Below are 10353 nucleotides of genomic sequence, written 5' to 3'. Positions count from 1 at the left end.
ATATGTTTGAGAAAGACGCAGCCGCCCCCGCCCCCGCCGACCACCCCGCCGGTCCCGCCGCTCCCCTCGTTCCCGGCCTCCCTGGCCTCCCCGCTCGCGCTGCTCCTGGTGCTGACGTTCTCCACCGGCGTGATCGACGCCGTGAGCTTCCTGGTCCTGGGCGGCGTGTTCGCGGGGAACATGACGGGGAACGTGATCATCCTCGGCGCCGCCGTCCCCGGCACCGGGTCCCTCCCGGCCCTCGGCCCCGCCGTCGTCCTGGCGACCTTCGCGGGCGGCGCCGCCCTGGCCGGGTGGTCGCTGCGCGCCGTCCCGCCCGGGGGGTGGCGGCGCGGCCACACCGCGCTGATCGTCACCGTGGCGCTGGTGACGGCGGGGGTGGCGCCCGCGCTGCTCGCGGCTGGCCCGATGCCGAGGCCCGTGGAGATGCTGGTCGCGGGCGCGCTCGCGCTGGCCCTCGGCGTCCAGGCGGCGACCGCCAGGCACCTGGCCGTCCAGGACGTCACCACGGTGGTCGTCACCTCCACGTTCACCGGCCTGGTCGCCGACGGGCGCGGGCAGCCGTGGCGCAGGCGGTCGCTCGCCCTCGCCGCCATGGCCGCGGGGGCCGCCGCCGGGGCGGGACTGACGCACCTGGGAGCGGCCTGGGCGCTGTTCTCGGCGGCGGCCCTCACGCTCGCCGTCGCCGGGCTCGGCGAGGTGGGGGGCAGGGTCGCGGCGGCCGTCGGGAGCACGGGGAAGGGGACCGGTCGCACCGCGTAATCTCCTGTGGCTCCGCCGGTCCCGCGGCGTACCCTGGGAATCCGGATACTCCAGCGCAGAGAGGGATGAGCAGGTCCGCAGTGGGCCGCCCATGACACAGACACCCACACATCAGCCGGCGGCCAGTGCCGCCGAGGCGACCGCCCGGTTCACCGTGCCGGCCAAGCATCCGATGGTCACGGTGCTGGGTTCCGGCGACGCGCTGCTGCGCGTCATCGAGCGGGCCTTCCCCGGCACCGACATCCACGTCCGGGGGAACGAGATCAGCGCCACCGGCGACGAGGCCGAAGTCCGCCTGGTCCAGCGCCTCTTCGACGAGATGATGCTCGTCCTGCGCACCGGTCAGCCCCTCAGCGAGGACGCCGTCGAACGGTCCATCGGCATGCTGCGCGGCGAGGACGGCGGGGGCGCGAGCCCCGCGCAGGTCCTCACGCAGAACATCCTGTCGAACCGCGGGAAGACCATCCGGCCCAAGACGCTGAACCAGAAGCGGTACGTCGACGCGATCGACACCCACACGATCGTCTTCGGCATCGGCCCGGCCGGCACGGGCAAGACGTATCTGGCCATGGCCAAGGCCGTGCAGGCGCTCCAGTCCAAGCAGGTCAACCGCATCATCCTGACCCGGCCCGCGGTCGAGGCGGGCGAGCGGCTCGGCTTCCTGCCCGGCACCCTCTACGAGAAGATCGACCCGTATCTGCGCCCGCTCTACGACGCGCTCCACGACATGCTCGACCCCGACTCGATCCCGCGGCTGCTCAGCGCGGGCACGATCGAGGTGGCGCCGCTGGCGTACATGCGCGGCCGCTCGCTGAACGACGCGTTCATCATCCTGGACGAGGCGCAGAACACGAACCCCGAGCAGATGAAGATGTTCCTCACCCGCCTCGGGTTCGAGTCCAAGATCGTGATCACCGGCGACGTCACCCAGGTCGACCTGCCGGGCGGGACCAAGAGCGGCCTGCGCGAGGTGCAGGCCATCCTGGAGGGCGTGGACGACGTCCACTTCTCGCGGCTCACCAGCCAGGACGTGGTCCGGCACAAGCTCGTCGGCCGCATCGTCGACGCCTATGAGCGTTTCGACGTGCGCAACGAGCAGCGGTCCGACCAGCGGAACGGGAAGTAGCCGCCCGGCATCATGGCGATCGAGGTCAACAACGAATCCGGCCTGGGGATCGACGAACAGGCCATCCTCGACATCGCGCGCTACGCCCTGGCCCGGATGCGGATCCACCCGCTGTCCGAGCTCTCGGTGATCGCGGTGGACGAGGCGGCGATGGAGCAGCTCCACCTCCAGTGGATGGAACTGCCGGGAGCCACCGACGTGATGTCGTTCCCGATGGACGAGCTCAGGCCGCCGTCGCGGGACGACGAGGAGCCGGTCCAGGGCCTCCTCGGGGACGTGGTGCTGTGCCCCGAGGTCGCCCGCCGGCAGGGTGAGGCGGCCCCCACGGGCCACTCCATGGACGCCGAGCTCCAGCTCCTCACCGTGCACGGGGTGCTGCACCTGCTCGGATACGACCACGAGGAGCCGGTCGAGAAGACGGAGATGTTCGGGCTCCAGAAGGCGATCGTCGACGGCTGGCGCGGCGAGCGCGGCCTGTCAGGGCCGTCCCCGGCCCCCACCACCACATGACGGCCACGCTGCTCCTCGCCGTGGTCGGCCTGCTGGTCGTGGCCTGGCTCTCCTCCTGCGCCGAGGCCGCGCTCGCGGTGATCACCGGCTTCCGCGCGGAGGAGGGGGTGCGCGCCGGACGGCGCGGTGCCGACCGGGTCGCGGCGGTCGCCGCCGACCCCACCCGCTATCTCAACCTGGCGCTGCTGCTGCGCGTCGCGGGCGAGATGGCGGCGGGGGTGCTGGTGACCTACGCCTGCCTGAAGGAGTTCGACCAGGTGTGGCAGGCGCTGGCCGTGGCGTTCGGGGTGATGGTGCTGCTGTCGTTCGTCGCGGTGGGCGTCTCGCCGCGCACCATCGGGCGCCAGCACCCGCTGAACACGATCACCGCGGCCTCCTACGTGCTGGTGCCGCTGGCCCGCGTGCTGGGCCCGCTGATCCAGTCGCTGATCATCCTGGGCAACGCGCTGACCCCCGGGAAGGGCTTCCGCAAGGGGCCGTTCGCGTCGGAGGCGGAGCTGCGGGCCATGGTGGACCTGGCCGAGCGGGAGTCGCTGATCGAGGACGAGGAACGCCGCATGGTGCACTCGGTCTTCGAGCTCGGCGACACCCTGGTGCGCGAGGTGATGGTGCCGCGCACGGACCTGGTCTCCCTGGACCGGCACAAGACGCTGCGGCAGGCGCTCTCGCTGGCGCTGCGCTCCGGCTTCTCGCGGATCCCGGTCACGGGCGAGAGCGACGACGACATCGTCGGCATCGTCTACCTCAAGGACCTGGCGCGGAAGGTGCACGTCAGCCGGGAGGCGGAGGCGGAGCTGGTGGAGGCGGTGATGCGGCCGGCCGCGTTCGTCCCCGACACGAAGAACGCGGGGGACCTGCTGCGGGAGATGCAGCGCAACCGGACCCATGTGGCCGTCGTCATCGACGAGTACGGCGGAACGGCCGGGCTGGTGACGATCGAGGACATCCTGGAGGAGATCGTCGGCGAGATCACGGACGAGTACGACGTGGAGCTGCCGCCGGTCGAGTCGCTGGGGGACGGCGTCTACCGGGTGACGGCGCGGCTCGACCTCGGGCAGCTGGGGCAGCTGTACCGGCTGCGGCTCGACGACGAGGACGTGGAGACCGTGGGCGGCATGCTGGCCAAGGCGCTGGGGCGGGTGCCGATCGCGGGGGCCAGGGCGGAGGTCGACGTGGCCGGGGAACAGGGCCTGGCCGCGCTGCGCCTCACGGCGGAGTCACCGGCGGGGCGGCGGAACCGGATCGACCGCGTGCTGGTGGAGCCGGTGCCCGTGCGGGCGGCCGACTAGGGTCGGCGACCCCTGTCGCCCTCGCCCGGCACGGCGCGTGGCCGGTGCCGTCCGAGGCTTCGCATGGCCGAAGCCCTCCCCCTGCGTGCGTCAACCTGCTTCCGCCACCGGGGACTTGAGGATCCGGCGGGCCGGGAGGGTGCCGCCGGCGCAGGGGCTCACGGAGAGGTTCGCGCCGCCCGTCGGCCCCGAGGAGGCCGCCCGCGCGCTCCCGGGGCCGAATGAGGCCGCTGACCAGGGAGGATCGCCGGCCGACGGGGGTTGGGGCCCGCCCCGGCCGGAGGGGCGTCTCACCCGAATGGGCCCCACGTGGTGGCCGTACGAGCGTTCGGCTGGCGCCATGGGAAGCATGTACTCGCATCTACGGACAGCTGTCGTCGCGGGGATCGCCGCGTTGAGTCTGGCGCTGGCGCCCGGGCGTCCGCTCGCGGCCGACGCGCTCAGTGAGCGGCAGCTCCGCGAGGCGCTGCTGGACGCCGTGGACCTTCCCGCGGGCTGGGCCAGCGACAGCGAGCAGTCGGCCGCCAAGCGGGGCTTCGGGGTCCCCCGTCCCGACGAGCCGGACTGCGGGGAGCTGTTCGACACCACGACCGACCCCGCCGCGCGGGCCGGGTTCGCCAGGACCCGCAGCGGTCCCTTCCTCACCACCGTCGCCGCCGCGCACCAGAACGAGGACCGGGCGCGCAGGTCGCTGGCGGCGGCGCGCGAGGCGGTGGACGGCGCGTGTGCGACGTTCCACGCCGAGGAAGGCCCCGAGGGCGGCGATGTGCGCGTCGCCTACGAGGCGGAGCGGCTGGACGCCGACTCCCTCGGGGAGGAGAGCCTCGCCGTCCGGTTCCACCGGCGACTGGACGGCGAGTCGGCCACCACCCCGGTCGTCGCCGACGTGGTCATCGCCCGCGTCGGCGCGCAGACCGTCAGGGTGGCCCAGGCCGGCAGGGACGGAGCGGACTCCGGCGACCTTGCGGCGTTCGCCGAGCGCGCCGTGGAGAAGCTGGAGGAGGTCGCCTCCGGGCGCTCGGCGGACCCCCTGCCGGATCAGCCGGGCACCACGGAATTGTGAGGCGCGCCAAGCCCTTAAGCTCGGTGCCATGACTGACGCCATTGATCCCGAGGACAAAAAGATCATCACCCTGGCGCGCAGCGCGCGCGCCCGCAATGGCGTCCCCGAAGGGGCCGCGGTGCGGGACGGCACCGGCCGCACCTATGTGGCGACCACGGTGGCCCTGGACTCGCTGCGGCTGAGCGCCCTGCGCGCCGCCGTCGCCATGGCCGTCGCCAGCGGCGCGACGCTGATCGAAGCCGCGGCCGTGGTCACCGAGGCCGACGCGCTGCCCGACGAGGACCTGGCCGCCGCCCGCGACCTGGGCGGGTCCGGCGTTCCGGTGCTGCTCGCGGGCCCGGACGGCGCCCTCCGCACCACGATCGCCGCCGCCTCATGAGCACCGCCCGGCCCGCCGCCGACGGCCCGCACCGCTCCGGCTTCGCCTGCTTCGTCGGCCGCCCCAACGCGGGCAAGTCCACGCTGACCAACGCGCTGGTGGGCACCAAGGTCGCGATCACCTCCAACCGGCCGCAGACCACCCGGCACACCGTGCGCGGCATCGTTCACCGGCCGGACGCGCAGCTGGTGCTCGTGGACACCCCCGGCCTGCACAAGCCGCGCACGCTGCTGGGCCAGCGGCTCAACGACGTGGTGCGCGCGACCTGGGCGGAGGTCGACGTGATCGGCTTCTGCCTGCCCGCCAACGAGAAGATCGGCCCCGGCGACCGCTTCATCGCCAACGAGCTGGCGCAGATCAAGCGCACCCCGAAGGTCGCCGTCGTCACCAAGACCGACCTGGTGGAACGGGACGGGCTCGCCGAGCAGCTGATCGCCGTGGACCGGCTGGGCAGGGAGGCCGGGTTCGAGTGGGCGGAGATCGTGCCCGTCTCGGCCGTCTCCGGCGCCCAGGTGTCCCTGCTCGCCGACCTGCTCGTCCCGCTGCTGCCCGAGGGCCCGCCGCTCTACCCGGAGGGCGACCTCACGGACGAGCCGGAGCAGGTGATGATCGCCGAGCTGATCCGCGAGGCCGCCCTGGAGGGCGTGCGGGACGAGCTGCCGCACTCCATCGCCGTGGTGGTCGAGGAGATGCTGCCGCGCGAGGACCGCCCCGCCGACCGGCCGCTGCTGGACATCCACGCGTATCTCTACATCGAGCGCCCCAGCCAGAAGGGCATCGTGATCGGGCCGAAGGGGCAGCGCCTGAAGAACGTGGGAACCACGGCCCGCCGCCACATCGAGGCGCTGCTGGGCACGCCCGTCTTCCTCGACCTGCATGTGAAGGTCGCCAAGGACTGGCAGCGCGACCCGAAGCAGCTGCGCCGCCTCGGCTTCTGAGGGGCTCAGGCCGAGAGGGCGGTGGCCAGCAGGCGTTCCGTGTCGGCGGGCGCCAGGCGCAGGGCCTCGCCGACCGTCCCGAGCATGGCGCGTTCGGCCGCGCTGTAGGGGCCGTCGGCCAGGGCGATCCTCGCGCCGTGCAGCAGGAGCGACTCGCGCCCCGGGGAGGCCAGGTGCGGCGTCAGCGCGGACAGCGTCTCGCGGACCTCGCGGTCGAGCAGCGGCAGGCTCCCGACGCGGAGCGCGGCCTGGAGGGTGAGCAGCCGCTCCTCGGTGCACTCGGGGAATCCGGCGGCCCTGATGGACTCGACGGCGGTCCTGCGGGCCGGGCCGCCGCCACCGCCTCCGGCCGCCAGCAGCGCCAGGGCTATGGTGTGCACGCCGTCGCGCAGGAGGACGGTGAGGCGCGTGGTGGTGGGGCGGTCGAGCGCGCTGACCGGGAAGCGCCCGCGGCAGGAGACGCACGAGGCGACCGGGTCGGCCGCGCCGCGGGTCAGCACGGGCACCCCCAGCACGGTCAGCCGGCGCCGGCCTTCGAGCAGCTGGTAGCAGCGGTCGCCGCCGCACGCGGGGCAGAAGAAATCGCCGTCCTCGCTCACACGCCAGGCCGTGCGGACGCCCGCCAACCGGGGATGCACCACGCCCTACCTCCGTCGCCGCCGGCCTCATTGCCGTGGGCGTGATGCTAACCACAGGCGGGCGTCCGCGTCAGTAGTGCGTCACCACAAACAGCGCGGACCCGTCCTCATCGGGCGGCGCGGTTGACGGCGGAGACCACGGCCTTGAGCGAGGCGCGCACGATGTTGGCGTCGATGCCCACGCCCCACAGCACGCGGTCGCCGATGGCGCACTCGATGTACGCCGCGGCCTGCGACCCCGCGCCCTCGCTCATCGTGTGCTCGACGTAGTCCAGCAGCCTGATCCCGTCCCCGACGACCCCGGCCGCGGCCAGCGCGTCGAAGAACGCGGCGAGCGGCCCGTTGCCCGTGCCGGTCAGCGTGGTCTCGACGCCGTCCACCACCGCGGCCACGGTCAGCGCGTCCTGGCCCTCGCTCGTGGTGGAGGTCTGCGCCTCGCGCAGCGCGACCCTGCCCCAGCCCGCGCCCGGCGTCGGCAGGTACTCGTCGGTGAAGACCTCCCACATCGTCGCGGGGGTCACCTCGCCGCCCTCCGCGTCGGTCTTCTCCTGGATGATCCGGGAGAACTCCACCTGCATCCGGCGCGGCAGGTCGAGCTTGTGGTCGTTCTTCAGGACGTAGGCCACGCCGCCCTTGCCGGACTGGGAGTTGACGCGGATCACGGCCTCGTAGGAACGGCCCACGTCCTTGGGGTCGATCGGCAGGTACGGCACGTCCCACAGGTCGCCCGGCTCCGCGGCCATCGCCTCGAAGCCCTTCTTGATGGCGTCCTGGTGGGAGCCGGAGAAGGCGGTGTAGACGAGGTCGCCCGCGTACGGGTGGCGCGGGTGGATCTCCATCTGGTTGCAGTACTCCCAGGTGCGGCGGATCTCGTCGATCCGGGAGAAGTCGATCTGCGGGTCGACGCCCTGGGAGAACAGGTTCATCCCCAGGGTCACCAGGTCCACGTTCCCCGTGCGCTCGCCCTGCCCGAACAGGCAGCCCTCGACGCGGTCCGCGCCCGCCATCAGCGCCAGCTCGGCGGCGGCGACGGCCGTGCCGCGGTCGTTGTGCGGGTGGATGGAGAGGCAGACGTGCTCGCGGCGCGACAGGTGGCGGCCCATCCACTCGAAACGGTCCGCGTGCGTGGACGGCGTGGAGCGTTCGACGGTGGCGGGCAGGTTCAGGATGATCTCGCGGCCCTCGTCGGGCTGCCAGACGTCCATCACGCCCTCGCAGACCTCCAGGGCGAAGTCCAGCTCGGTGTCGGTGAAGATCTCCGGGCTGTACTGGTATCCCAGCACCGTGCGGTCGTCGAGCAGCTTCTCGGCGTACTTCATCACCAGCCGGGTGCCGTCCACCGCGATCTGCCGCACGTCCTCGCGGCTGCCGCGGAAGACCACGCGGCGGAAGGTGGGGGCGGTCGCGTTGTAGAGGTGGACGGTGGCGTGGTGGGCGCCGGCCAGCGATTCGACGGTGCGCTCGATCAGCTCCTCGCGCGCCTGCGTCAGCACCGAGATGGTCACGTCCTCGGGGATCGCGCCCTCCTCGATGATGGAGCGCACGAAGTCGAAGTCGGTCTGGCCCGAGGACGGGAAGCCGACTTCGATCTCCTTGTAGCCCATGCCCACCAGCAGGTCGAACATCGCGCGCTTGCGGGCGGGGGACATGGGGTCGATCAGGGCCTGGTTGCCGTCGCGCAGGTCGGTGGAGAGCCAGCGGGGGGCCGCGGTGATGCGGCGGCCCGGCCAGGTGCGGTCGGGGATGTCCACGGCCTCGAACGGGCGGTACTTGTGGACGGGCATCCCGGAGGGCCGCTGGCGTACGGAGGCAGCGGTCAGCGGTGTCGGCTTGCTCATGAGGGGCGATCTCCCGGGCGGTGAACGAAGGGGGCCGACGGCAGCGCCGCACTCCGCGGGGAGGGGGTCGGCCTGGTGGTTACAGACCCTCGCCGCGGCGGCTAAGGAGAAGGATCCCGAAACGCATCGCCCGCCCAGCGTAACCCCCGGACCGCCACCCGCCTCCCGCGTATCAGCATCCGAGACGAGGCTCACGCCGTCCGTACTCCCGGGGGAGTACCGCGCCCGGCACGCCACCGTCCGCAGTACGCCCGACCTCGGCCCGGCGGGCGACGCGTCGCCGCCGCGCCGCCGGAAGGCTTGGGGCCACCGGGAGCGGTGACGACGAGGAGGCGGGCGCCCATGAGGGCCGTGGCTGCGGGGGACGGGGACACGGTTCGGGGCCACCGGTCCGGCCCGGAGGTCGAACGGGCGGGCGATGCCCGATGATGTGTCCGTGTCCGTGATGACAGACCTGCCGCCGCCGGAGGACCCGGACACCCGCGTCCTCCGGCTGGACGCGATGATCGCCGGCGTCGTGGGCGGGCTGTGCGCCGTCCTCGCCCTCACGGTGCGCCACGACGGCCAGTCGCTCGACCCGCTGGGCTGGCTGCTCCTGACCGGCACGGTGGTCCCGCTGGCCTGGCGGCGGCTGAGGCCGCTGCCCGTGCTGCTGCTCGGGCTGACCTTCACCGCCGTCTACCACGCCCTCGACTACAACCACGCCGCGCCGTTCACCGCCTCGGCGCTGGCCATCTACACGGTGGCCGCCGTCGGCCCGCGCCGGCGCACGCTGGCGATGGCGGGCGGCGTCCTGGTCGTCATCTTCGTCATCTGGTGGTCCACGGGGCCCGTGGTCGGCGTCGAGTCGCTCCGGGTCTCGGGCTGGATCCTGGCCGTCATCGCCTTCGGCGAGGCGGTCCGGCTGCACCACCGGTACCTGGCGGCCATGCGCGAGCGCGCCGAACGGGCGGAGCGCACCCGCGAGCAGGAGGCGGCCCGCCGGGTCGCGGAGGAGCGGGTGCGCATCGCCAGGGACCTGCACGACCTGCTGGCCCACAGCATCACGCTGATCGGGGTGCGCGCCTCGGTCGTCTCGCACCTGCTGACCACCGACCCGGAGCGCCTTGACCGCCCGGCGGTGGTCGAGGCGCTGGAGTCCATATCCGACACCTGCCGGGACGCCCGCGCCGACCTGCGCACCACGCTCCAGGTGCTGCGCGGCGACGACCGCAACGGCAAGGGGCCGCTGCCCGGCCTCACCGGGCTCCCCGACCTCGTCCGCGCCGCCAGGGCCGCGGGCGCCCGCGTCGAGCTGACGCAGGCCGCGGGCGAGCCGGTGCCCCCGGCGGCCAGCGCGGCGGCGTACCGGATCGTGCAGGAGGCGCTGACCAACGCGGTGCGGCACGCCGGGCCCGACGTCTCCGTCTCGGTGGACATCCGGCGGGCGGGCGGCCACCTGGAGATCCGCGTCGCCGACCGCGGCCGGACCGCGCCACCCGAGCCGCCCCCCGCGGCACCCTCCGAGCCGCCCGGCTACGGGATCGCGGGGATCGCCGGGGTCGCGGGGATCTCGGGCATGCGGGAACGGAGCGGTGGCAGGGGCGCGTCCGCCGAGCCGCCCGCCGGGACGGCCTCCGAGCCGCCGGGCTACGGGATCGCGGGGATGCGGGAACGGGCCAGGAGCATCGGCGGCACCCTCGCCGCCGGGCCCAGGCCGGACGAGCCGGGCTTCCTCGTCACCGCGGTTCTGCCCCTGCGGGACCCGGCCCAGGACCCGGCGGGGGACGCGAGCGCGACGGAGGCCGCCGGGTGAGCGGGGAGACCGAGG

Annotated in this window: 10 protein-coding genes; 8 read left to right on the top strand and 2 right to left on the bottom strand. The window is 73.6% G+C overall.

The genetic code is table 11. From position 1 onward, the window contains the following. From ADY01_RS26975 to era, 7 genes are all read left to right on the top strand, one after another. On the top strand, nucleotides 1–762 hold a 762-nt coding region (locus ADY01_RS26975), incomplete at its 5' end, for a YoaK family protein (RefSeq protein WP_199826315.1). A 91-nt stretch (nucleotides 763–853) separates the two neighbouring features. Beyond that, nucleotides 854–1888 carry a PhoH family protein gene (locus ADY01_RS26970; RefSeq protein ID WP_049578719.1) on the top strand — a complete coding sequence of 345 codons (1035 nt, stop codon included), beginning with the start codon at nucleotides 854–856 and terminating at the stop codon, nucleotides 1886–1888. A 12-nt stretch (nucleotides 1889–1900) separates the two neighbouring features. Next, a complete protein-coding gene (gene ybeY, locus ADY01_RS26965) occupies nucleotides 1901–2398 on the top strand; it encodes an rRNA maturation RNase YbeY (RefSeq protein WP_049578717.1) in 498 nt (165 codons plus the stop codon). Continuing rightward, nucleotides 2395–3687, top strand: a complete 1293-nt coding sequence (locus ADY01_RS26960) for a hemolysin family protein (RefSeq protein ID WP_049578715.1) — start codon at nucleotides 2395–2397, stop codon at nucleotides 3685–3687. Before ybeY ends, ADY01_RS26960 begins: the two co-directional genes overlap by 4 nt. A gap of 349 nt (nucleotides 3688–4036) precedes the next feature. Then, a complete protein-coding gene (locus ADY01_RS26955) occupies nucleotides 4037–4750 on the top strand; it encodes a hypothetical protein (protein ID WP_159001452.1) in 714 nt (237 codons plus the stop codon). Nucleotides 4751–4778: 28 nt separating this feature from the next. Next, the gene (locus ADY01_RS26950; protein WP_049578712.1) at nucleotides 4779–5129 is read left to right on the top strand and encodes a cytidine deaminase; all 351 of its coding nucleotides are present in this window, start codon (nucleotides 4779–4781) and stop codon (nucleotides 5127–5129) included. Next, on the top strand, nucleotides 5126–6067 hold the full coding sequence (gene era / locus ADY01_RS26945) for a GTPase Era (RefSeq protein ID WP_049578710.1): 942 nt from the start codon (nucleotides 5126–5128) through the stop codon (nucleotides 6065–6067). The genes ADY01_RS26950 and era overlap by 4 nt, the downstream gene beginning before the upstream one ends. Before the next feature lie 5 nt (nucleotides 6068–6072). Here era and ADY01_RS26940 read toward each other — a convergent pair whose 3' ends face one another. Together ADY01_RS26940 and leuA are read right to left on the bottom strand one after the other, a co-directional pair. Beyond that, nucleotides 6073–6708, bottom strand: coding sequence for a TerB family tellurite resistance protein (locus tag ADY01_RS26940; RefSeq protein ID WP_063784370.1), 636 nt, complete (start codon nucleotides 6706–6708; stop codon nucleotides 6073–6075). A 104-nt stretch (nucleotides 6709–6812) separates the two neighbouring features. Beyond that, nucleotides 6813–8543, bottom strand: a complete 1731-nt coding sequence (leuA, locus tag ADY01_RS26935; protein WP_049578709.1) for a 2-isopropylmalate synthase — start codon at nucleotides 8541–8543, stop codon at nucleotides 6813–6815. Between the two features lie 445 nt (nucleotides 8544–8988). Between leuA and ADY01_RS26930 the strand changes: the two genes are divergently transcribed. Then, nucleotides 8989–10338 (top strand): sensor histidine kinase, encoded by a 1350-nt coding sequence (locus ADY01_RS26930; RefSeq protein WP_049578720.1) that lies wholly within the window; start codon nucleotides 8989–8991, stop codon nucleotides 10336–10338. The last annotated feature ends 15 nt before the right edge of the window (nucleotides 10339–10353 follow it).

The organism is Streptomyces sp. SBT349 (assembly GCF_001083795.1).
Lineage (GTDB): Bacteria > Actinomycetota > Actinomycetes > Streptomycetales > Streptomycetaceae > Streptomyces.
This window is presented reverse-complemented; position numbering and strand designations above follow the sequence as displayed.

What these genes read in the sequence shown, in the direction of transcription:
- ADY01_RS26970 (WP_049578719.1), top strand. Translation starts at nt 854, where the DNA reads ATGACACAGACACCCACACATCAGCCGGCGGCCAGTGCCGCCGAGGCG.
- ybeY (WP_049578717.1), top strand. Translation starts at nt 1,901, where the DNA reads ATGGCGATCGAGGTCAACAACGAATCCGGCCTGGGGATCGACGAACAG.
- ADY01_RS26960 (WP_049578715.1), top strand. Translation starts at nt 2,395, where the DNA reads ATGACGGCCACGCTGCTCCTCGCCGTGGTCGGCCTGCTGGTCGTGGCC.
- ADY01_RS26955 (WP_159001452.1), top strand. Translation starts at nt 4,037, where the DNA reads ATGTACTCGCATCTACGGACAGCTGTCGTCGCGGGGATCGCCGCGTTG.
- ADY01_RS26950 (WP_049578712.1), top strand. Translation starts at nt 4,779, where the DNA reads ATGACTGACGCCATTGATCCCGAGGACAAAAAGATCATCACCCTGGCG.
- era (WP_049578710.1), top strand. Translation starts at nt 5,126, where the DNA reads ATGAGCACCGCCCGGCCCGCCGCCGACGGCCCGCACCGCTCCGGCTTC.
- leuA (WP_049578709.1), bottom strand. Translation starts at nt 8,543, where the DNA reads ATGAGCAAGCCGACACCGCTGACCGCTGCCTCCGTACGCCAGCGGCCC.
- ADY01_RS26930 (WP_049578720.1), top strand. Translation starts at nt 8,989, where the DNA reads ATGACAGACCTGCCGCCGCCGGAGGACCCGGACACCCGCGTCCTCCGG.